Source organism: Actinokineospora spheciospongiae, from assembly GCF_003182415.1.
GTDB lineage: Bacteria > Actinomycetota > Actinomycetes > Mycobacteriales > Pseudonocardiaceae > Actinokineospora > Actinokineospora spheciospongiae.
The window spans coordinates 109,746-128,484 of record NZ_QHCP01000003.1 but is presented as its reverse complement, the minus strand read 5'-3'; the positions used below and the strand labels follow the sequence as shown (position 1 = coordinate 128,484).

Annotated in this window: 26 protein-coding genes; 9 read left to right on the top strand and 17 right to left on the bottom strand. The window is 72.3% G+C overall.

Translation table 11 applies throughout. From position 1 onward, the window contains the following. Window positions 1–5: 5 nt before the first annotated feature. The 4 genes from DFQ13_RS08045 to DFQ13_RS08030 are packed head-to-tail and all read right to left on the bottom strand — an operon-like array spanning window position 6 to window position 3,773. Window positions 6–527, bottom strand: a complete 522-nt coding sequence (locus tag DFQ13_RS08045; RefSeq protein WP_035289684.1) for a type III secretion system chaperone family protein — start codon at window positions 525–527, stop codon at window positions 6–8. Continuing rightward, window positions 524–1,810 carry a D-inositol-3-phosphate glycosyltransferase gene (gene mshA / locus DFQ13_RS08040; protein WP_233438325.1) on the bottom strand — a complete coding sequence of 429 codons (1,287 nt, stop codon included), beginning with the start codon at window positions 1,808–1,810 and terminating at the stop codon, window positions 524–526. The genes DFQ13_RS08045 and mshA overlap by 4 nt, the downstream gene beginning before the upstream one ends. Window positions 1,811–1,815: 5 nt before the next feature. After that, window positions 1,816–2,616, bottom strand: a complete 801-nt coding sequence (locus DFQ13_RS08035) for an alpha/beta fold hydrolase (RefSeq protein ID WP_233438324.1) — start codon at window positions 2,614–2,616, stop codon at window positions 1,816–1,818. Further along, entirely contained in the window at window positions 2,613–3,773 is a 1,161-nt protein-coding gene (locus DFQ13_RS08030) for a L,D-transpeptidase (protein WP_407643153.1), read from the bottom strand. The genes DFQ13_RS08035 and DFQ13_RS08030 overlap by 4 nt, the downstream gene beginning before the upstream one ends. A 173-nt stretch (window positions 3,774–3,946) precedes the next feature. Here DFQ13_RS08030 and DFQ13_RS08025 point away from each other — a divergent pair, with 173 nt between their 5' ends. Next, complete coding sequence (locus DFQ13_RS08025) at window positions 3,947–4,684, top strand: SDR family NAD(P)-dependent oxidoreductase (RefSeq protein WP_035289675.1); 738 nt, start codon at window positions 3,947–3,949, stop codon at window positions 4,682–4,684. Here the strand turns inward: DFQ13_RS08025 and DFQ13_RS08020 are convergent. Together DFQ13_RS08020 and DFQ13_RS08015 are read right to left on the bottom strand one after the other, a co-directional pair. Beyond that, window positions 4,632–5,660, bottom strand: a complete 1,029-nt coding sequence (locus tag DFQ13_RS08020) for a threonine ammonia-lyase (protein WP_110079409.1) — start codon at window positions 5,658–5,660, stop codon at window positions 4,632–4,634. The genes DFQ13_RS08025 and DFQ13_RS08020 overlap by 53 nt on opposite strands. Window positions 5,661–5,670: 10 nt before the next feature. Then, complete coding sequence (locus DFQ13_RS08015; protein WP_035289672.1) at window positions 5,671–6,777, bottom strand: UDP-N-acetylmuramate dehydrogenase; 1,107 nt, start codon at window positions 6,775–6,777, stop codon at window positions 5,671–5,673. A 25-nt stretch (window positions 6,778–6,802) separates the two neighbouring features. Here DFQ13_RS08015 and DFQ13_RS08010 point away from each other — a divergent pair, with 25 nt between their 5' ends. From DFQ13_RS08010 to DFQ13_RS07990, 6 genes are all read left to right on the top strand, one after another. Further along, window positions 6,803–7,306, top strand: coding sequence for a DUF2505 domain-containing protein (locus DFQ13_RS08010; RefSeq protein ID WP_110079408.1), 504 nt, complete (start codon window positions 6,803–6,805; stop codon window positions 7,304–7,306). After that, window positions 7,306–8,133, top strand: a complete 828-nt coding sequence (locus DFQ13_RS08005) for an SAM-dependent methyltransferase (protein ID WP_110079407.1) — start codon at window positions 7,306–7,308, stop codon at window positions 8,131–8,133. Before DFQ13_RS08010 ends, DFQ13_RS08005 begins: the two co-directional genes overlap by 1 nt. Window positions 8,134–8,187: 54 nt before the next feature. Next, on the top strand, window positions 8,188–8,958 hold the full coding sequence (locus tag DFQ13_RS08000) for a MerR family transcriptional regulator (protein ID WP_110079406.1): 771 nt from the start codon (window positions 8,188–8,190) through the stop codon (window positions 8,956–8,958). A gap of 101 nt (window positions 8,959–9,059) precedes the next feature. Continuing rightward, on the top strand, window positions 9,060–9,209 hold the full coding sequence (locus DFQ13_RS34885) for a hypothetical protein (protein WP_233438322.1): 150 nt from the start codon (window positions 9,060–9,062) through the stop codon (window positions 9,207–9,209). 96 nt (window positions 9,210–9,305) lie between these two features. After that, window positions 9,306–9,452 carry a hypothetical protein gene (locus DFQ13_RS34880; protein ID WP_233438321.1) on the top strand — a complete coding sequence of 49 codons (147 nt, stop codon included), beginning with the start codon at window positions 9,306–9,308 and terminating at the stop codon, window positions 9,450–9,452. Between the two features lie 6 nt (window positions 9,453–9,458). After that, window positions 9,459–10,040 carry a DUF3558 domain-containing protein gene (locus DFQ13_RS07990; protein ID WP_110079405.1) on the top strand — a complete coding sequence of 194 codons (582 nt, stop codon included), beginning with the start codon at window positions 9,459–9,461 and terminating at the stop codon, window positions 10,038–10,040. A 64-nt stretch (window positions 10,041–10,104) separates the two neighbouring features. On the opposite strand, the gene DFQ13_RS07985 is transcribed toward DFQ13_RS07990, so the two are convergent. Both DFQ13_RS07985 and DFQ13_RS07980 read right to left on the bottom strand, forming a co-directional pair. After that, a complete protein-coding gene (locus tag DFQ13_RS07985; RefSeq protein WP_084176400.1) occupies window positions 10,105–10,260 on the bottom strand; it encodes a DUF397 domain-containing protein in 156 nt (51 codons plus the stop codon). A gap of 2 nt (window positions 10,261–10,262) precedes the next feature. Further along, window positions 10,263–11,093 carry a helix-turn-helix domain-containing protein gene (locus DFQ13_RS07980; protein ID WP_181399892.1) on the bottom strand — a complete coding sequence of 277 codons (831 nt, stop codon included), beginning with the start codon at window positions 11,091–11,093 and terminating at the stop codon, window positions 10,263–10,265. 325 nt (window positions 11,094–11,418) lie between these two features. Between DFQ13_RS07980 and purU the strand changes: the two genes are divergently transcribed. Next, the gene (gene purU, locus DFQ13_RS07975; protein WP_110079403.1) at window positions 11,419–12,294 is read left to right on the top strand and encodes a formyltetrahydrofolate deformylase; all 876 of its coding nucleotides are present in this window, start codon (window positions 11,419–11,421) and stop codon (window positions 12,292–12,294) included. Window positions 12,295–12,501: 207 nt separating this feature from the next. On the opposite strand, the gene DFQ13_RS07970 is transcribed toward purU, so the two are convergent. The 9 genes from DFQ13_RS07970 to DFQ13_RS07930 all read right to left on the bottom strand — a co-directional run bounded on the left by DFQ13_RS07970 (window position 12,502) and on the right by DFQ13_RS07930 (window position 17,778). Next, a complete protein-coding gene (locus DFQ13_RS07970; protein ID WP_110079402.1) occupies window positions 12,502–12,942 on the bottom strand; it encodes an SRPBCC family protein in 441 nt (146 codons plus the stop codon). A gap of 73 nt (window positions 12,943–13,015) precedes the next feature. Continuing rightward, entirely contained in the window at window positions 13,016–13,705 is a 690-nt protein-coding gene (locus tag DFQ13_RS07965) for a response regulator (RefSeq protein ID WP_063936046.1), read from the bottom strand. Between the two features lie 99 nt (window positions 13,706–13,804). After that, window positions 13,805–14,353: a YbaK/EbsC family protein gene (locus tag DFQ13_RS07960; protein WP_110079401.1), complete on the bottom strand. Its 549-nt coding sequence runs from the start codon at window positions 14,351–14,353 to the stop codon at window positions 13,805–13,807. A 10-nt stretch (window positions 14,354–14,363) separates the two neighbouring features. Next, window positions 14,364–15,095, bottom strand: coding sequence for an alpha/beta hydrolase (locus DFQ13_RS07955; RefSeq protein WP_233427904.1), 732 nt, complete (start codon window positions 15,093–15,095; stop codon window positions 14,364–14,366). Beyond that, on the bottom strand, window positions 15,092–15,385 hold the full coding sequence (locus DFQ13_RS07950) for a DUF2516 family protein (protein ID WP_035289652.1): 294 nt from the start codon (window positions 15,383–15,385) through the stop codon (window positions 15,092–15,094). The genes DFQ13_RS07955 and DFQ13_RS07950 overlap by 4 nt, the downstream gene beginning before the upstream one ends. Before the next feature lie 99 nt (window positions 15,386–15,484). Next, a complete protein-coding gene (locus DFQ13_RS07945) occupies window positions 15,485–16,177 on the bottom strand; it encodes a hypothetical protein (RefSeq protein ID WP_110079400.1) in 693 nt (230 codons plus the stop codon). Window positions 16,178–16,181: 4 nt separating this feature from the next. Further along, entirely contained in the window at window positions 16,182–16,628 is a 447-nt protein-coding gene (locus tag DFQ13_RS07940; protein WP_052022027.1) for a helix-turn-helix domain-containing protein, read from the bottom strand. Between the two features lie 113 nt (window positions 16,629–16,741). Then, window positions 16,742–17,365 (bottom strand): AAA family ATPase, encoded by a 624-nt coding sequence (locus tag DFQ13_RS07935; RefSeq protein WP_084176408.1) that lies wholly within the window; start codon window positions 17,363–17,365, stop codon window positions 16,742–16,744. 17 nt (window positions 17,366–17,382) lie between these two features. Next, entirely contained in the window at window positions 17,383–17,778 is a 396-nt protein-coding gene (locus tag DFQ13_RS07930; RefSeq protein ID WP_084176398.1) for a TFIIB-type zinc ribbon-containing protein, read from the bottom strand. Window positions 17,779–17,900: 122 nt separating this feature from the next. Between DFQ13_RS07930 and DFQ13_RS07925 the strand changes: the two genes are divergently transcribed. Beyond that, window positions 17,901–18,665, top strand: a complete 765-nt coding sequence (locus DFQ13_RS07925; protein ID WP_110079399.1) for a 3-hydroxybutyrate dehydrogenase — start codon at window positions 17,901–17,903, stop codon at window positions 18,663–18,665. Window positions 18,666–18,739: the final 74 nt, after the last annotated feature.

Here is an 18,739-nt window from a genome sequence, read left to right as displayed (position 1 = left end):
GCCGGTCACGAGTCGGCCTCGTCTGAGACACGCGACCGTTGCGCGGGCTCCAGCAGGTGCTCGAAGGCCTTGAGGTTGGCCAGCGACTCGCCCCGGGAGGTGCGCCAGTCCCACTCGCGGCGGATGGCGGTGGCGAAGCCGATCTCCAGCAGGGTGTTGAAGTCGCCGTCGGCGGCCTCCAGGACCTGCCCGAGCAGCTTGTCCAGCTCGTCGGCGGTCACCGAGTTCAGCCCGACCCGGCCGAGCAGGTAGATGTCACCTGCCTTGTCGACGGTGTAGTGCACGCCGTAGAGGCGGGCGTTGCGGCGCAGCAGGAACCGGTAGACCTCCTCGAACGCCTCGTCCGGGCGGCGGCAGACGAACGCCTCGACCACCAGCGCGTGCTTGCCGACGCTCAACCAGCAGTTGGTCTGCTGCTTCTTGATGCCGGGCAGCACGACCAGGAAGCGGCCGGGTTCCGGGTTGTCGTAGGCGAGCTCGCGCTCGTCGAGTGCGTCCTTGATGACCTGATCGAGTGGAGTGCTCACACCGCAACCTCAACACGCGGCAGCGACCGCCGCAGCGCGCGCCCCGCTTCCGCGTAGCCCGCCAGCAGCGCGTCGGTGGTGCGGTCCCAGGAGAAGGCGCGGGCGTGGCGGACCGCGCCCGCCGCCAGTTCGGCCCGCAACCGGGGGGCGGTGGCCAGCCGGGTCAGCGCGTCGGCCCAGTCGGGAGTGGCGTGGCCGTCGACGAGCAGGCCGGAGCGGCCGTCGGCGACCGCGACCGGGAGCCCGCCGACCGCGGCGGCCACCACGGGGGTGCCGCAGGCCTGCGCCTCCAGGGCCACCAGGCCGAAGCTCTCGTTGTGGCTGGGCACCGCCACCACGTCGGCCGCCCGGTACACCCTGGCCAGCGCGTCGCCGGACTGCGGCGGCAGGAACCGGACCACGTCGGTGATGCCCAGGGCGGCGGCCAGGTCTCGCAGCGCGGCGGGCTGGTCCAGGCCGGAGCCGGACGGGCCACCCGCGACCAGCACGACCAACCGGTCCCTGGCGAGGTCGCCGCGGGCGAGCAATTCGGCGGCGGCGCGCAGCAGCACGTCGGGGGCCTTGAGCGGCTGCACCCGGCCGACGAAGGCGAACACGACCGCGTCGGCCGCGATGCCCAGGGCGGCGCGGTCGGCGGCCCGGTCGGCCGGGCGGAAGCGGTCGAGGTCGACCCCGGGGGCGATGGTGTGCACCTTGTCCGGGTCGGCGGCGTAGAGGCCGGTGAGCTGGGCCGCCTCCACGTCGGTGTTGGCGATGAGCCGGTCGGCCTCGTCGACCACCTGCTGCTCGCCGATCACCCGCACCCGCGGTTCGGGGGCGTCGCCGTCGGCGAGCGCGGCGTTCTTGACCTTGGCCAGGGTGTGCGCGGTGTGCACCAGCGGCACCCCCCAGCGCTCCCGGACCAGCCAGCCGACCTGCCCGGACAGCCAGTAGTGCGAGTGCACGAGGTCGTAGTGGCCCGGGTCCTGGCGGGCCTCGGCGCGCAGCACACCCGCGGTGAACGCGCAGAGCTGGCTGGGCAGCTCGGCCCGCTCCAGCGGCTCGTACGGGCCCGCGGTGACGTGCCGGACCAGGACCCCGGGGGCCAGCTCCACCACCGGCGGCAGGTCCGAGGACGTGGCCCGGGTGAAGACCTCGACGGCGATGCCGTGCCGGGCCAGCCGCCGGGTCGTCTCGCTCACGTACACGTTGAGGCCGCCCGCGTCGCCCGTGCCGGGCTGTTCGAGCGGGGACGTGTGGACCGACAACACCGCCACCCTGCGCGGCCGGTGAAGCTGCGTCACGCCGTTCACTCCTTCCGACCTCCCGCGTGCGAGCGAACGGCGTGGGTGAACTCGGCGGCCCGCTCGGCGAAGGGCATGTGCCCCACCCGGGTGAACCAACGCGCGGAGGCCCCCGGAATCTTCCCGAGCGCGTACTCGGCCGCGGCCGGGGCGACCACGGCGTCCTGGTCGCCGTGCAGCACCAGCGTCGGCACGGTGATGCCCGCGAGGACGTCCCCACTGCTCACCGATCGGGTGAACAGGCCGCGCCGGACGTGGGCGGGGGTGCGCAGCGTGGTGGCCACCCCGCGCTCCACGACCCCCGGGGCGGCGGGCTCGGCGGTCATGGCCGCGACGAGCGCCCGGGCGGCGGGCTCGGCGACCGCGTCGTCCGGGCTGAGCACGTCCGGCAGGGCGGCGCGCATGGCCGGGCCGACCGCCCCGCCGGGGTTGCCGCGGCCGATCTCGGTCAGCGCGCCCACCAGCACGATCCCGCGCAGGGCCGCGCAACCGTGGTGGCGCAGGTAGTCGGTGATCACCAGACCGCCGTAGGACCAGCCGACCAGGGTCACCGGGCCACGGGTGAGGGCGATCACCGCGGCGAGGTCGTCCGCCCACACCCGGCCGTCGTCGAACGGCCCGTCGACGCCACCGGAGCGGCCGTGCCCGCGCAGGTCGGGCACCAGTAGGTGGAACTCGTCGGCGAGCGCGTCGACCGCGTCCGACCACACCTCCCCGGTCTGCGCCCAGCCGTGCAGGAGCACGATCGCGGGCCTGCCCGGCTCGCCGCGCTCCAGCAGCGACAGCTCGCCGGTGGTGCGGGTCACCGGAGGGCGGACATGCTCTGCCACTGCGCCCACGGGATCAGCCAGTCGTAGACGTCGGAGGTGGTGGGCATGTTCGCCTGGGAGCCGGTGACCTCGACCGGGTCGCCCACCAGCGCGCTGTCGAAGTAGGCCTTGGCGTCGGCCTCCAGCAGGTTGACGCAGCCGTGCGAGGTGTTGGCCTTGCCGATGTTGGCGGCGTTGTCGTTGTTCTCGTGGATGAACTCGCCGTGGTTGGAGAACCGCACGGCCCACTTCTTCATCACGTTGGTGTAGCCGTACTGCGGGTTGGAGAAGTCGCCGACCGGGTCCTTCTGCATGACGATCATGGTGCCGTTGGGCGTGTTCAGGTTCGGGTCGGAGTCCTTGCCGTTGCTGGCCGGGTAGCTGGCGACCAGCGCGCCGTCGCGGTACACGTTCAGCTTGTGGTCGGGCGTGTGGACCTTGGTGACCTGGTTGCGGCCGATGGTGAAGTCGCTGGTCAGGTCGGCCTTGCCGTAGGCGCCGCCGCCGTAGGCCAGCCCGTAGAGCTTGGCGCTGACGGAGACCTTGGTGCCCGCGGGCCAGTACTCCTTCGGCCGCCAGTCGACCTGCTGGTCGTTGAGCCACGCCCAGGAGCCCTCGACCGGGACCGAGGTGGTGACGGTGAGCGCCTTCTCCACGGTGGCCTTGTCGGTGACCTTGCCCTCGGGGAACTTCACGCTGATCGGCATCGCCACGCCGACGTTGGCGTTGTCGGCCGGGTTGACGGTGGCGCGCGGCGTCTTCGCGGGCTTGAGCGTGGTGAAGGAGCCCTTCAGCTCCACCTGCTTGCCGTCGCTGCCGGTCGCCGACGCGTCGTAGGTGTACTTCTTGGCGTAGCCCAGGGTCTCCGCGGAGGTCCAGGTCAGCTTGTCGGCGGACAGCTCGCCCTTGACGGCCTTGCCCTCGGCGTTGGTCAGCGCCACCTCGTCGAGCTTCCCGTCCGCCACGGTGACCCGCACCGGCGCGGCGGGCGAGACGTCCGCGGCGTCGGCGGCCGGGAGGGCGGTCAGCTTCGCCACCGGTGGGGTTTCGGCGGTCGTGCCCGCCGCCCCGCCACCGGAGGAACCGGGCGTGCCCGACCCCTCCGAGGTGCAGGCGGTGAGCAGGACGAGAACCGAGAACAACGCCCCGATCAGGGTCGAGTTCCTGGTCTTCGTTGCCGTGCTTCTCACCGGTGACCTCCAAGTCCGAAATCGTGTCCCGTGGGGAAAGACGCCCGGGGTGGGGGCGCGGTGGGGTGCACCCCCGGTGACAGTTCTCACAACCCCCCGGAAGGGAACGAAATTCCCCCGAGAGGATTATCGGTGACGTGGAGAAACGTGTTGCAGTGGTGACCGGGGCGAGCACCGGGATCGGGGCCGCGACCGCGGCGGCACTGGCCGGGGCGGGCTTCGCCGTGGTGCTCGGCGCCCGCAGGCTGGACCGGCTGGAAGCGGTGGCGGAGCGGGTCGGCGGCCGGGCGCTGGAGTTGGACGTGACCTCGCAGGAGTCGGTGGACGCCTTCGCGGGACAGTTGGACCGGGTCGACGTGCTGGTGAACAACGCGGGCGGTGCCCTGGGCCTCGACCGCGTCGACGCGGCGGACGTCGAGCAGTGGCGCTGGATGTACGAGACCAACGTGCTGGGCACCCTCCGGATGACCAAGGCCCTCCTGCCGCCCCTGGTCGCCTCCGGCGACGGCCACGTGGTCACCGTGACCTCCATCGCCGCGGTGGAGGTCTACGACGGCGGCGCGGGCTACACGGCGGCCAAGCACGCCCAGTCGGCCCTGCACCGCACGCTGCGCGGCGAACTCCTGGGCAGGCCTGTCCGCTTCACCGAAATCCTCCCCGGCATGGTCGAGACCGACTTCTCCCTGACCCGCTTCGACGGCGACGCGGACCGGGCCGCGGCGGTCTACCAGGGCATCGAGCCGCTGACGGCGGACGACGTGGCCGAGGTGATCGCCTTCGCGGTGACCCGCCCGGCGCACGTCAACCTGGACCAGATCGTGCTCAAGCCCCGCGCCCAGGCGTCGGCGACCCGGGCGCACCGCGAACCGAGCTGACCCGCTCCGAGCGGGCGCCGGGTGGCGCCGTCCAGGTGCGGAAGTCGGCGGGGGCGACGTTGCTGCCGCACACGACCGTGGCCACGTCCAGCCCGGCGAACCGCTCCGGCTCCCCGAGGACGGCCGCCACCCCGAGGGCGGCCGACGGTTCGACGACGAGCCCGGCGCACTCCAGCAGGAGGCGCATGCCGCGCTTGATGAGGTCTTCGTCGACCAGGGTGACGTCGTCGAGGACTTCCAGGAGGTCGTCGAGGACCTCGGGGATGGGGTGCCTGCCCGCGACGCCGTCGGCGATCGTGTCGACGGCGTCGGTGTTGACCACCGCCCGCGCCCGCCAGGACAGCGCCATGGCGGGGGCGCCTGCCGGTTGCACCGCGATGACCCGGGTGTCCGGGGACAACTGCCTGGTCACGTAGCCGACGCCGCTGGCCAGGGCGCCGCCGCCGAGGGCGATGACCAGCACGTCGGGGCGCGCGGGGCCTGCGAGGAGTTCCAGGGCGATCGTCGCCGCGCCCTCACAGGTGTCGACGTCGAGGCTGTCCTCGACCAGGAACGCCCCCTCGGTCCGGGCGTACTCGCGGGCGAGGGCCCTGGGCCGTTCGATGTCGTCCCCCTCCAGGTGCACCGCCGCACCCAGGGAGCGCATGCGCTCGACCTTGACGGGGTTGGCGTTCGCGGCGGCGAAGACGGCGACGGGCACGCCGCGCCGCGCGCCGCTGTAGGCGAGGGCCTGGCCCAGGTTGCCCGCGCTGGCGCACACGACCGAGGGGTACCGGCGCTCGGACAGCAGCCGCGAGACGACCAGTTCGGTTCCGCGGCCCTTGAAGCTGCGCACCGGGTTGAGGGTTTCCACCTTCAACGTCACCGAGCACCCGAGGGCGGTGTCGAGCGGCCACGACCGGAACTGCGGGCTGCGCAGGAACGCCGGGTCGATCGCGGACACGGCGTCGCGGATGCGGGCCAGGTCGAGGCGCACGGCGCGGGACCTACTCGGGGTGGTCGGCGAGGGAGCAGTTCACCAGGACCGGTTCCGGGTGCAGGGTGACGCCGAAGGTGCTGTGGACGCCGTCGCGGATGGTTCCGGCGAGGGTGAGGAGGTCGGCGGTGGTGGCGCCGCCGCGGTTGGTGAGGGCGAGGGTGTGCTTGCCGGACAGCGCCGCCCGGCCCGGGGGTCGGCTGTAGCCCTTGGTGAAGCCCGCGCGCTCGATCAGCCAGGCGGCGGACAGCTTGGAGGCGCCCGGGTTGGCCGGGTAGCGCGGGACCGGCACGTCCGGGCCGACCCGGGCGGTGATGCGGGCCAGGACCTCGTCGGCGTCGGCGTCCGGGACGATCGGGTTGGTGAAGAAGGAGCCCGCGCTCCAGGTGTCGTGGTCGGTGGGGTCGAGGACCATGCCCTTGCCCCGGCGCAGGCCCAGGACCGCCTCGCGGGCGGCGGCGACCGGCACCCGCTCGTCCTGGCGGACGCCGAGGGCGCGGGCCAGCTCGGTGTAGCGGATCGGCATGGACAGGCCGTCGTCGCTGAGGGTGAAGGTGGCGCGGAGGACGACGGCGCGGTCGGTGCCCTTGAGGACGCTGGTGCGGTAGCCCAGGCCCAGTTCCTCCACCGCCAGGGTGCGGACCTCGCCGGTGGCGCGGTCGAGCAGGTCGACGCAGGTGAGGACCTGGCTGATCTCCACCCCGTACGCCCCGACGTTCTGCACCGGGGTGGCCCCGACCAGGCCGGGGATGCCGGAGAGGCATTCCAGGCCGCCGAGGCCCGCCTCGACGGCGCCCGCGACCACGTGGTCCCAGTCCTCGCCCGCCTCCACGGTGAGCCGGACCCGGCCGGGACCCGCCGTGTCGATCTTGGTGCCGCGGTGGGCGACGTGCACGACAGTGCCGTCGAAGCCCGGGTCGCCGATGACCAGGTTGGAACCGCCGCCGAGGACCAGCAGCGGGGTGCCCGCGGCGTCGGCGCCGCGGACCGCGTCGACCGCCTCGGCGGCGGTGGTGGCGGTCACGAACGCCGCCGCCGGTCCACCCAGGCGCAGCGTGGTGTAGCCGCTGAGCGGGACGCGGGGGTGGGTCGGCTGACCGACGGGGAGGCTCGTCACGGGCGCCAACGGTAACCTCCAGCCCATGGCGAGCCGCATCGAGCACCGTGCCGCGTTCCCCGTGCCCGCGAAGGCGGTGCACGCGGCGTTCGTCGACCGCGACTTCCTCGCCGAGCGCCTGCGGGTGCTCGGCGGCAAGGACGCGCGGCTGATCGACTACACCGAGCGCGGCGCCGAGGTGGTGTTCCGGCTGCGCCAGGGCGTCGACGCGGCCCGGCTGCCGTCGGTGGCCCGCACGGTCATCAAGGGCGACCTGGTGGTCGAGCGCACCGAGGGCTGGCGCCCGGACGGAACCGGTTTCGCCGGGGACACCACCGCCGCCGTGTCCGGGGTCCCCGGCGACATCAAGGGCCGGTTCGCGCTGGTCGACAACGGTTCGGGCAGCGTGTGGACCACCTCGGGCGAGGTGAAGGTGCGCATCCCGTTCGTCGGCGGCAAGGTCGAGTCGGTGATCGCCGAGCAGGTCGGCAGGCTGCTGGCCGCCGAGGCGGAGTTCACCGCGGCCTGGCTGGCCGAGCACGGCGGCTGATGGCCCGCGCACCCCGCCTGGCCGCGGGCCGGGCGCGAGCCCTGGGCGCACCGACCCGGGGCACCACGAACCCGAACCGGCTGCGCCGCGTCGACCGCTGGCTCACCGGCTCCCCCGAGGTCCGCACCCGGCTGGCCGCCGCCCCGGACCCGCTGGTCGTCGACCTCGGCTACGGCGCCACCCCGGTGACGACCGTGGAACTGGCCGCCCGGCTGCGCGCGGTCCAGCCGGGCGTGCGCGTGCTGGGCCTGGAGATCGACCCGGAACGGGTCGCCGCCGCCGCACCCGCCGCCGACCCGCCCCGGCTGGACTTCCGCCGCGGCGGCTTCGAACTCGCGGGCGCCCGCCCGGTGCTGCTGCGCGCGTTCAACGTCCTGCGCCAGTACACCGAGGCCGAATCGACGGCGGCGTGGGACACCATGCTTGCCCGCCTGGCCCCCGGCGGCCTGCTGGTCGAGGGCACGTGCGACGAGATCGGCAGGCGCTGCTGCTGGGTGGCGCTGACGGTGGACGGGCCGCTGACGCTCACCCTGTCCTGCCTGCCGTCGGGCATCGAGAAGCCGTCGGACCTGGCCGAGCGCCTGCCGAAGGCGCTGATCCACCGCAACGTGCCCGGCGAACGGGTGCACGACCTGCTCGCCGCCCTGGACGCCTGCTGGGCCACCGCGGCGGCGTTCGCCCCGTTCGGCCCGCGCGCCCGCTGGGTGGAGTCGGCGCGCCTGCTGGCCGCCGAGGGCTGGCCGGTCCTCGACGACCGCAGGCGCTGGCGCCTGGGCGAGATCACGCTGGACTGGGCGGCGGTGGCCCCCGCCGAAAACGGGGTTTGACCTTCTCGCCGCGTCAACTTCTACCGTTGACCGGGTCAGCGAGATGACGGGGAGATGAGCGCGGTGGCCTGGTCGATCCAACAGGTGGCGCGAATGGCGAAGGTGACCTCCCGAACGCTGCGGCACTACGACGACATCGGTCTGCTGCCGCCCGCGTTCGTGGGCCACAACGGCTACCGCTACTACGAGCGGGAACAGGTGCTGCGGTTGCAGGAAATCCTGCTCCTGCGCGAACTGGGGCTCGGCCTGGACGCGATCGCCGAGGTCGTCGACCGCGAGAAGGACCAGGTGGTGGCCCTGCGCCAACACCGCGACCGACTCCTGGCCGAACGCGACCGGTTCGACCGGCTCGCGCGAACCGTCTCCCGCACGATCACCGAGGTGGAGAGGAACGCTGAGATGACAACGACATCCGTGGCGCACTGGTTCGAGGGCTTCGACCCGGAAAAGCAGGAGGCGTTGCAGGCCGAAGCGCGGAAGCGCTGGGGCGCGGAGCACGTGGACGCGGCGAACGCGGCCGTCCAGGGCAAGGGCCAGGACTGGATGCGCGAACAGGGCCAGGCCTGGGTGGCCGCCCTGCGGACGCTGGTCGAGCACATCGACGCGGACCGCGCGCCGGACGACCCGGCGGTGCAGGAGACGATCGCCGGGCACCACCGGTGGCTCCAGGGCCACTGGGTGCCGAACCGGGAGGCGTACAAGGGCTTGGCCGACGTGTACGCGGAGGACCCGAGGTTCCGGGTCAAGTTCGACAAGACCGACCCGCGCCTGGCGGAGTACCTGCGCTCGGCGATGGTCGTCTACGCGGACGCGAACCTGGACTAGCGGCTCGCTGGTCGCCGAGGTTGTTTCGAACCTGAGACACACCACCCCTACGGCTCGTAGAGTGACCAGCGGTCAACGCATCGTCACTACAGGGGGGCACGGTGTACATCGATGAAGGCAACAACGCGTCACTGGAGCAAATCGGCGCGTCCATGAACGCACTCGTGGGCGCGGCAGCGGCAGGCCAGTTCGCCGTCAACCAACACGGCGGCGACGCCCTACTGGCCGCCATCCGCAAGATGGTCGACTGACTGGACAAGCAAGACAACCTGCGCCTTGTCCTGGATCAGGAGCCTCAGCTTGGTGGCAGCAACGCCGCCACAGTGATGAAGCCGTATGTTCACCAAGTGGCCACCGACCACCAGGGTTTCCTGACTCAACTCGCCGCCCTCCGCGACACGCTCGGCAAGGCCGAGTCCGCCATTAAAATGGCGATGACAAACTACCGCCACGCCGACGAGGACTCGGCCGGGCGACTCACGCAAGAGGAGTGACCCACCGTGAAGCTCACCCGCACCCGGGCGATCCTCGTCGCATTCGCTCTCGCCACAACCACGGCGTGCTCCACACAGACACCAGGCCACCCCATCGCCGTAGCGGCAGAACCCAATGGGTCCGATCACACGACCACGCCACCATCCACAGCATCCTCACAACCACCATCGACCTCTGACGGGGGGTTGGACACCCTCGATCCGTGCGACCTGCTCACCCCAGCCGCCAAGACCGCACTCGGCGTAACAGGGCCACCAGAACCCGATGAAACCAGAATCGCAAAACTCTGCCAATTCACGGTCGCCAAAGAAACAGCAGCGGAAAGCTACGCTTTGACGGTGGCCATTTACCCCAAACTCGGCATCGACAAAGTGAACTTCATCAACGAGAAAAAATCACTGACGATAGGCTCACACCGAGCTATCCAGGGGTACGGAAGTGCAACCAGCAACGCATGTGCGGTAGCTCTTGAGGTGACCGCGACCTCACGAGTGGACGTACTGGGCTCTGGAGGAGGGGGGCCGCCCGGCTCCATCTGCCCCCAAGTGCTGGACGCCGCCAAGCTGGTGGAACCGGAACTGCCCTGACGACACCTGTGCTCGAATCCGGGGGTGGGTCGCCGTGGTGACCCACCCCCGGATTCGCTGGGGGTCAGCGGGCGAGGCGGGTGATCAGTTCGCGGACGGCGGACCGGGTCACGGGGAGGGTGACGCCGGGGCGCTTGCTGTCCCGCACGGCTGCGAGGTCCTGCCGCAGCTCGACACAGTCACCGGTGCTGCCGGAACGGGATGACTTGCGCCACTCCATGATCACACCCTTTCTCGTAGTTGTTCGATCATACTGCGGCTTTCCGCAGTCGACAGGGCCAGACGATCGAGCGCGGAGCGCATGTTCTCGTAGCTGTCCACCTCATCGTCGTGCAGGTAGACACTGCTGCCGTGCAGCTCGACATTCAGCACCGGGGGTGCGTCCGGGAAGTGCATCAGCAGCCACGGGTGCAGCAGCAATCGGTGCGGCACCCGTCCGCGCACGATGCGGACAGCGTGGCCTCGGGTGGAGGCTTGGACCAGGTGGCCCAACTGCTCCCGAAGCGCATCGACGCCGCCGAACGGCATGTACAACGCGGCTTCGTGGAGAAAGGCCACGTAGTCGACGGTGGGCAACACCGCCTGCCGCCGCAAGCGGGCGAGCCAGCGCATCTCGGCGTCGCGGGGGTCGACGCCATCCTCGATCATCAGATCCGTGGCGTACCGCTCGGTTTGCAGCAGCCCGGGGATGAAGTTGAGCGACCAGTTCGTGATCGCCCTGGCCGAAGCCTCGTAACTGGCCAGGGTGCCCACGTCCGGGAACACGCCGGGCAGGGGGCGGGACCACCAGCCTGCCTGCACGCCCGCTCGGGCGCTTTCGATCAGCTCCCCGCGCTGGGTCATGGGCACGCCGTAGACGGCCAGGACCATGGCGACGTCCTCGCTGGTGATGTGCCGCTTGCCGTTCTCGGTGCGGCTCAGGGTCGCCGTCGACCAGCCGATGGCTCGGGCGGCGGCCTCCAGGTTCAGCGGGGTCTGCTCCAGGCGGACAGCCTTGAGCTGGGCGCCGATGGTGCGGTCGCGCGCCTGTGGGTTCTTCCTCTGACCGGACACGTCTTCCTTTCCACCCCCGCAAGGACACACGTGCGCCGTTGCCGGGATTTTACAGTGTGGGACGCATCCGGCGGGGCGGTCATCGGCAGACACCCGGCGTCGAATCGGAGTTGCACCATGCGGAACACGACCAGAATAGGAGGAACCACTGCGCCACAACGGTTGTCCGGGCCGATCGAGCCGCCGATTCACCCGATCAGAGGCTGGGGGTTCCCAACAGGAGCGCGGGCGCGGCGGTGACCGCTCGCTGATGGCCGACCTCGGGGGGCGCTGACAACACCGCGAGCGGGGCGCGCTTGTGGACGGTGGCTGCCACAATCGGGGCGTGCCCACAACCGAACGCCGCTACGTCATCCGCCTGGCCTGCCCAGACCGGACCGGCATCGTCGCCGCCATCGCCGGATTCCTCGCCGAGGCAGGCGGGTGGATCGTCGAGGCCGCCTACCACACCGACCCCGAGACCAACTGGTTCTTCACCCGCCAGGAGGTGCGGGCGGACTCGCTGCCCTTCGACGTCGCCGAGCTGCGGGAGCGGTTCGGGGCGGTGGCGCGCGGGCTGCACGCGCAGTCGGACTGGTCGGTGACCGACACCGGGGACCGCCGCCGGGTGGTCATCCTGGTGTCCAAGGAGGGGCACTGCCTCTACGACCTGCTCGGCCGGGTGCAGAGCGGCGAGCTGGACGTGGACGTGCGGGCGGTCGTGGGCAACCACACCGACCTGGCCGCGATCACCCGCGCGCACGGCATCCCGTTCCACCACGTGCCCTTCCCCGCCTGCGAGCCGGAGGGGAAGCAGGCGGCGTTCGCGCAGTTGCGCCAGCTCGTGGACGCCGCCAAGCCGGACGCGGTGGTGCTGGCGCGGTTCATGCAGGTGCTGCCGCCGGAGTTGTGCGCGGACTGGGCGGGCAAGGCGCTCAACATCCACCACAGCTTCCTGCCGTCGTTCGTCGGCGCCCGGCCCTACCACCAGGCGCACCGGCGCGGGGTGAAGCTGATCGGGGCCACCTGCCACTACGTGACCGCCGAGCTGGACGCCGGGCCGATCGTGGAGCAGGACGTGATCCGGGTCGACCACCGGGACTCGGTGGTGGACATGGTGCGCAAGGGCCGCGACATCGAGAAGGTCGTGCTGGCGCGCGGGCTGCGCGCGCACCTGGAAAGTCGAATCCTGTTGCACGGCAACAAGACCGTCATCCTCTGACCGGGAGCCGCCGCGCGAACCGTTGCGGTTCACGCATATATCGGTTGCCCGGGGCGGCGTCGACGGGGCATCGTCTTCCCCATGACCAAGGGGGAGCAGAACAGGATCACCATCGACCATCCACAACCGACCGATCGGGAGTGGGTCTGACCGGGTGCCGTCAGGAGCGGGTTTCCCGCCCCTGACGGCACTTCCCGTGCTCGTGCCTCAGGCGTCGAGGTGCTTGGCCAGGTTGGCGAGCAGTTCGTCGTGGATGGTGCGCAAGCCCGCGGGGGCGAAGGTGCGCTCGAAGAAGCCGCCGATCCCGTTGGCGCCCTCCCAGGTGGTGGCGACGCGCACCGACGCCGCGTCGGCGGAGCCGTCGACGGTCCAGGTGGTGACCAGCGTGGAGTTGCGGTCGGCCTCGACCAGGGTGCCGGGCTGCGGTTCGGTCACGTCGAGCAGGCAGTCGCGGACGCGCTTCTTGGTGGCCTGCAACTTCCAGTGCACGACCGTGCCCGCGCCGGTGCCGCCCTCGCGGACCTCGTACTCGCTGTAGTTCGCGGGGAGGATCTTCGAACGGGTGCCGGTGTAGTCGGCGACGGCGGCGCGGACCGCGTCGACGGGCGCGGCGAAGCTGCGCGAGGTGACCGCTTGGACCTGGTTCATGGGTCGTGAGGCTACCGGTTCGGCAGTGCGCCGGTTTTCGGATAACGCCATTCTCCGGTTGGGCTCGGGGACCTCAGTCGAGCAGGCCTGCCCGCTGGGCCAGGACGGCGGCGGTGACCCGGTTGGCGCAGCCGGTGGCGGCCAGGATCTCCGAGACGTAGCCGCGGACGGTGGAGTCCGACAGCCGCAGCGCCTCGGCGATCTCGCCGTTGCTGCGCCCCATGCCGACCAGCTTCAGCACGTCGCGCAGGCGGGCCGACAGGCGGGCGACCTCGGTGGCCGCGCCGATCCGGTCGAGGTGGTGGCTGGCCAGGTGGCCCATCAGCTCGTGGGTCAGGGTCGGGTCGAGCACCGCCCCGCCGCGGGCGGCGACGCGGACCGCGCGCACCAGCTCGGCCGGGTCGACGTGCTTGAGCAGGAAGCCCTTGGCGCCGAGCTGCAACGCCGTGGCCACGGCCTGGTCGGCGTGGAAGGTGGTAAGCACGACCACGGCGGGGGCGCCCGGCACCCGGCGCAGCTCGCGCAGGGTGTCCAGGCCGTCCATCTTCGGCATCCGCAGGTCCAGCAGCAGCACGTCCAGGGAGCTGGTGCGGACCAGCTCCAGCGCCTCGGTGCCGTCGGCGCCCTCGGCGACCACGGTGACGTCGGGCGCGGCGCCGAGGATCTTGGTGACGAACGCCCTGGCCATGGCCTCGTCGTCGACGACGCCCACGCGGATGGTGGCTCTCGCCGCCTCCGGCCCACCCTCGACCTGCATGGTCATCTCCGCAGCCTCCCTGGGCCCGCTCCACCGACCGTCAGGGGAAATGGGACCGGAAACCGGCATATCGGGGCAACCGACGAAGGTAGGTTCCCGCCGACGTCACCCGACCGGACGGCCCAGCCCCTCGACCACCTCGGCCGACGACAACCCGGCGAGCAGGTCGCCGGGCACCAGCAGCTTGCTGCCGCGCACGCCGCTGCCGATCACCAGCTCCGGGGCGGTGGCAACGGCCGCGTCCACCAGCAGCGGCCACCCGGCGGGCAGGCCGATCGGGGTGATGCCGCCGTAGGCCATGCCGCTGCCCTCCACCGCGCGGTCCATCGGCGCGAACGACGCCTTGCGCACGCCCAGGTGCCTGCGGGCCAGGCCGTTGACGTCGGCGCGGGTGGTGGCGAGCACCAGGCAGGCGGCCATGGTCTCGGTGTCCCCGCGCTTGCCCAGGATCACCACGCAGTTCGCCGACGCGGCGAGCGGGGAGCCGTAGTGGGCGCAGAACTCGGCGGTGTCGGCCAGGTCCGGGTCGATCTCGGCGACGCCGACGCGGGTGGCGTCGAGCCCGGCGAGGGCCTTGGCCACCGGCTCGGCGAGCAGGTCCGGGCGGTCGAGGGCGGGGACGACGGTGAGGCTTCCGGCGATGCTCCAGGTCACCGCGCCGAGGTTAGTCCGGGCGGCCCAGGAAGCCGCTGAGGCGTGCCCGCAGTTCGCGGCGGTGGGTGACCAGCGGGGCGGGCGAGTCGTAGCGGACCAGCTCGGCGCGCGGGAAGGCGTTGGCGGCCTCCTCGGCGACCTCGGCCGGGTGCACCGGGTCGCCGGTGGCGGCGACCACCAGGACCTGCGCCCGGACATCGGCCAGGGCTGCCGGGTCGGGTACCGGGACCTCGGTGGCGACGGCGCGCAGGGCCGGGCCGAGCCGCAGGAGGGCGGTGGTGCGGTCGTCGACGTAGGAGCCGGTGCCGGGCGGGACGGTCGGCGCGACCAGTGCGCGGAGCCCGGCGCGGTCGTCCGCGTCCGCGGCGTCGGCCATGGCCAGGACCAGCGCCGCCGAGGGGGCCGGGCGCGGCTTCGACAGCGCGCCGGGCAGGAGCAGGACCAGCCGGTCGAGGGCGGTCGGGTCGGCGGCGACCAGCGCGCACAGCGCGGCGGCGCCGAGCGAGACCCCCACGGCCTGCCGGGTGCCGCCCAGCACGGCGGCGACGTCGCGGGCGAGGGTGGCGTAGTGCCAGTAACCGGGAGGGGCGTCGGTGTTGTCGGCGTGCGAGGGCAGCGTCAGCACGGTCCGGGTGCCGGGCAGGCCCGACGCCGGGACGCGCGCCTCACCGGCGGTGGCCCCCAGCCCGGGGACCACCAGGGTGCGCGGGTCGCCGGTGCCGTACGAGCGGGCCAGGATCACCAGCGCTGGCCGCGCTGCACCTCGATCAGCTTGGGCCGCACGTCGACGATGTAGACCAGCGCCGCGACCAGGCCCGCGGTCCAGAAGAACCAGCCCGAGTTCGCGAAGCTGAACAGCAGCAGCGCGCCCACCGCCCCGGCGGTGATCCCCAGCCAGGCGGGTTTGCTGAGCCGGTCGGCGGCGGAATAGGCATCCGGTCGCTGCAACAGGGCGTGGATGAAGGCGAAGACACCGACGGGCACGGCGGCCCAGTCGATGACCCGCAAGATCCAGTAGGCGAGAACCGGCACAGCACCACCCTACGTGCGAACCGGGCAGGTCCACCACACGCCACGACCCCCGGGCGGTCGGTCCGGGGGTCGTGGGCGGGTGATCGCGATCGCCGCGGGCTACTTGTCCGTGGTCGGCTTCGCGGCGGGCTTGGCGGTCGCGGGCTTGGCGGTGCCGGTGGCCGCGGGCTTGGCGGCGGTGGCCGCGGGCTTGCGGGCCGGGTCGGCCTTGTCGGCGGCCTTGCGGGAGGTGGTGCGCACCTCGTGCGCCAGCTCGGCGCCCGCGTCCTCGACGGCCTCGGCGACCTCCTCGGCGAGCTCCTGGGTGGCCAGGGCGGTGCGCTCGGTGAGGTCCTCGGTCACGCTGGCGGCCTTCTCGCCCGCCGCGCGGGTCTTGCGGGTGACCTTGGCCAGCAGGTCCTCGGTCAGCACCCTGGCGTCGCCCGCCACGTCGCCCGCCTTGAGCTGCGCCAGGGCGAGGGCGTCCTCGAGCTGCTTGACCTGGGGCTGCTCGCGCAGCTTGCCCAGCGCGTCCTCGCCGTGCTCGGCCAGCTTCTGGTAGAGCGAGACGGCGGCGGCGGCGTAGGCGTCGACCAGCTTGCGCAGCTCGACCGGGTCCAGCTTGCCGCGCAGGCCCGCGACCTCGCCGGGGAGGTCTTCGACGGTGCTCTCCGCGCGGCCCTTGGCCCTGGCGAACGCCTCGGCGACGGCCTTGGCGGCGTAGTCACCGGCGCCCAGCACGGCCAGCAGCGGCGTGCGGACGGGCTCGGGCAGCGTGGTCTTCTCGGTGGCGGGCTTCTCGGTGGTGGTCATGTCGTCACTCCTCACTCGTGGAATCCGCGGTCCGCTTGCCGTCCACATCGGATTCCTCTGGTGTGGACCATCGGGTGTTCTCGTTCTCGCGCCGGAAGCTCTCGTAGACGTCCAGCAGGACCTGCTTCTGGCGCTCGGTCAGCTCGGTGTCGGCGCGCACGGCGTCGGGCACCGGACCCCCGACCGGGAGGTCGAGGATTCCCGCCCGCACGTACAGCGCCTCGGCGGAGATCCGCAGCCCCTTGGCGATCTGCTGCAGGATCTCGGCGCTCGGCTTGCGCAGGCCGCGTTCGATCTGGCTCAGGTACGGGTTGGAGACGCCCGCGAGCTTCGACAGCTGGCGCAACGAGATCTTGGCGGTGTCGCGCTGCTGCTTGATGTAGCCACCGATGTCGCGGCCCAGGTCGGCGACCTTGTCGATCGCGCTGGCCTCGCCGTCGGTGTCGCCCATCGGAAAGCATCTCCTCCTCGTGACGGGAACAACGCTACGCCCGAGTGCTAGCAACTGCAAGCGGAGAGCTTGCACCCGGCGGTGCGTCCGGTCACAAGGCGACCCCCACGGCCTCACAGCAGGTCGAGTACCCACTTCGCCACGGCGGCGGTCGTCTCGTCGACCTTGGCCGAGGAGGTGTCCAGCAGGCGCATCGGGGCGTCGGTCGAATCGGCGTTCGCCTTGATCCAGGCGTTGAACGCGAGCATGTCGGCGACGCGCCGCTCGTCGTGCCACTCCCGCCAGGCGGGGCGCGCGGACAGCCGGGCGCGCAGGACGTCGTCCTCGGCGACCAGGGCGAGGTAGTGCACGTCGCCGAACAGGGCGCGCTCCGGCCTGCGCTCGAACTGCGGGGGCGCGACCGTGCCGCAGAGCACGGCGGGGCGGCCGGACTGGTTGAGCATGGCCAGCAGGCGCAGCCAGGTGCGGCGGAACGCGCCGAAGTCGTCCTCCGGGTCGCGCAGCGCGCCGACCCACAGGACGTCCTGCTCCAGCACCACGGCCCGGTCGCCGAGCAGCGGACCCAGGCGGCGGCACACGGTGGACTTGCCGGTACCGCTGGGACCGGTCAGGGCGAACACCGGGAGCCTGCGGAACGGCTCCCGGTGCCCGCACCGGTCACACACGAGGAACGCGGCGTCCCCGCTCCCGTCCACCCGGGGTGCGTCGGCCCACTCGCCGCAGGCCGCGCAGATCATCGGGTTCACGGCGGAACTCAGTCGAAGAGGTCCTCGAGGAAGCTCTTGCGGCGCTTCTTGTGCCCGTATCCGCCGTGCCCGTACCCGGGAGGCGAGTCGCGGTAGCCGCCGTGCCCGTAGCCGGGGGGCGAGTCCCGGTACCCCGGGGGCGAATCCCGGTAGTGCGGCTGGTGCGGCTGCGCCGGGTAGTGGCCCCCAGCGGGTGGGTACGGCCCGGCGGGCGGGTACGGGCCCGCGGGCGCACCCGGCTGGTACGAAGCCGGCGGAGCGGCGTAGTGGCGCTGCTCGGCCACCGCCATCTGCTCCAGCTCCCCGTGGTCGAGGAAGATCCCCCGGCAACCGGTGCACTGCTCGATGTGCACGCCCCGCCGCTCGACCGTGTGCATCACGTTCTGACACTTCGGACAAATCACGGGGCCAGCCTACGCACTTGACCATGCGCATGTCCGCATGTGCGACACGAACACGGTGAACCCCCGGCTTGTGGTGCGGGCGCACATGGCCCGCGGGCACCCCCCGCTCCTACCGTGGACGCATGACGAGTGGTCCGGATCACAACCCCCTGGCCGGGCGCACGGCCCTGGTCACCGGCGGCGCGAGCGGCATCGGCCTGGCGTGCGTGCGGGCGCTCGCCGCCGCCGGGGCGAAGGTGCACGTGGTCGACGTGGACGCCGCCGGGGCCGCCGCGGCGGCGGAGGAGGTCGGCGGGTGGGCGCACACCGCGGACCTGTCCGACCCGCCGGCGGTCGACCGGCTGCCCGCCGAGGTCGACGTCCTGGTCAACAACGCCGGGTTGCAGCACGTGGCACCGCTGCACGAGTTCCCGGTGGAGCGGTTCACCCACCTGCAGCGGGTCATGGTCACCGCGCCGTTCCTGCTGATCCGCCGGTCGCTGCCGCACATGTACGCCCGCGGCTGGGGCCGGGTGGTGAACCTGTCCAGCGTGCACGGGCTGCGGGCCAGCGCGTACAAGGTCGCCTACGTGACGGCCAAGCACGCGCTGGAGGGGCTGTCGAAGGTCACCGCGGTGGAGGGGGCGCCGCACGGGGTGACCAGCAACTGCGTCAGCCCCGGGTACGTGCGCACGGCGCTGGTCACCGGGCAGATCGCCGACCAGGCCCTGGCGCACGGCATCGAGCGGGACGAGGTGGTCGAGCAGGTGCTGCTGGACCGGGCACCGCTCAAGCAACTGGTCGAACCGGCGGAGGTCGCCGCCCTGGTCGCCTGGCTGTGCGGCCCGCACGCGGCCCACCTGACCGGCGCCTCCCTGCCGGTCGACGGCGGTTGGACCGCCAACTGAATCACTCCCTCCCGCCACCCACCCCCTCGTCCCCACCCGGCATCGTCCCCGGCCTGGTGGGGCCGGTCCCCCGT

Excerpts from the sequence above, each read along its gene's own strand:
- DFQ13_RS07970 (WP_110079402.1), bottom strand. The coding sequence starts at position 12,942 with ATGAACCAGGTCCAAGCGGTCACCTCGCGCAGCTTCGCCGCGCCCGTC.
- DFQ13_RS07965 (WP_063936046.1), bottom strand. The coding sequence starts at position 13,705 with ATGACCATGCAGGTCGAGGGTGGGCCGGAGGCGGCGAGAGCCACCATC.
- DFQ13_RS07945 (WP_110079400.1), bottom strand. The coding sequence starts at position 16,177 with ATGACCACCACCGAGAAGCCCGCCACCGAGAAGACCACGCTGCCCGAG.
- DFQ13_RS07940 (WP_052022027.1), bottom strand. The coding sequence starts at position 16,628 with ATGGGCGACACCGACGGCGAGGCCAGCGCGATCGACAAGGTCGCCGAC.
- DFQ13_RS08005 (WP_110079407.1), top strand. The coding sequence starts at position 7,306 with ATGGCCCGCGCACCCCGCCTGGCCGCGGGCCGGGCGCGAGCCCTGGGC.
- DFQ13_RS08010 (WP_110079408.1), top strand. The coding sequence starts at position 6,803 with ATGGCGAGCCGCATCGAGCACCGTGCCGCGTTCCCCGTGCCCGCGAAG.
- DFQ13_RS07925 (WP_110079399.1), top strand. The coding sequence starts at position 17,901 with ATGACGAGTGGTCCGGATCACAACCCCCTGGCCGGGCGCACGGCCCTG.
- DFQ13_RS08000 (WP_110079406.1), top strand. The coding sequence starts at position 8,188 with ATGAGCGCGGTGGCCTGGTCGATCCAACAGGTGGCGCGAATGGCGAAG.
- DFQ13_RS07935 (WP_084176408.1), bottom strand. The coding sequence starts at position 17,365 with ATGATCTGCGCGGCCTGCGGCGAGTGGGCCGACGCACCCCGGGTGGAC.
- DFQ13_RS07985 (WP_084176400.1), bottom strand. The coding sequence starts at position 10,260 with ATGGAGTGGCGCAAGTCATCCCGTTCCGGCAGCACCGGTGACTGTGTC.